Annotated in this window: 1 protein-coding gene; it reads right to left on the reverse strand. The window is 35.1% G+C overall.

The window, feature by feature from the left end:
- The coding region (locus M1K46_RS25560; protein WP_256228236.1) for a hypothetical protein at window positions 1–306 on the reverse strand (306 nt) is incomplete at its 3' end.
- Window positions 307–964 lie beyond the last annotated feature (658 nt).

The following is a 964-nucleotide window of genomic DNA, read 5'->3' on the forward strand; positions in this document are numbered from 1 at the left end:
TCCTAAAGGAGCCACGGGAGATAACTGAACTGGTGTAGCGAAATGGTTGCTTGCTATTTTCAAAATATCTAGTTCTAGTTGCTTTAACTGGATAGGATCAACTGAAGCAGGATGCACCGAACGGTTTGCCTGGTACCTTTTAAGTAATTCGCTGGGAACTAACCTCTGGGTCTTCTCTCGAAAAACATAAAGTAAGAGCGTGTATAAATCGGTTTCTGGTATTCGATAAGTTAGTAATTCAACGATCTGTTCCACACCCAGTTCTTTAACAATTCGCTCAAGAATATATGATGGATCTGACTCCATTGCGGTACCCCCTTTACTTCCAGTGTTTAAAGGCAAAAATCGCTCCAAATATGGGACGTTCCGACTACTATGCTTAAATATGATTAGAGTCCTTTTTTTCTAATTGTTCCTTCTGTATAAAAGAAAACTAAAATAATTATTATGACAGCTGCACTTAGATAATCATGAATCATTTTCGTAGATGACAGTATAAACATCATTAAAAGCAGAAAAGTAGTTATTGTTTTAAGAAATATCAAGATCTTCTTCTGTTTCTTCATAATCATCATCCTCTTTGAAAAGTATAAGGTCTTTAATAGGTCTAATTTCCAAATATTCTCCTTTTTAAAGTTTTTTTCCTTCTTCTAACCTGTCTTGTATCTCAATAAGAACTGTAATGTCAGCTGAAGTTCTTTAAGTAACGCACCCGTTACTTTAATAAGGAATTAATCTCTATCGTAAAATCAACCGATTCTTTTTTGATTAGCCAATAACTAAAGTACAAACCGCTTTTTAGAATCGGAATATACTGAATATATGTATTAGAGTAAGGGGGTGAAACCATGAATCCTCGGTCCAACTCTTCTTGTATTAGTCAACAGGAAGTTAGTTTAAAAAGTTCCATGCGTTTAGTTTGGGAACAACACGTATACTGGACAAGATTGACGATCATAAGCCT

Source organism: Fictibacillus sp. WQ 8-8, from assembly GCF_024494405.1.
Taxonomy (GTDB): Bacteria; Bacillota; Bacilli; order Bacillales; family Fictibacillaceae; genus Fictibacillus_C; species Fictibacillus_C marinisediminis.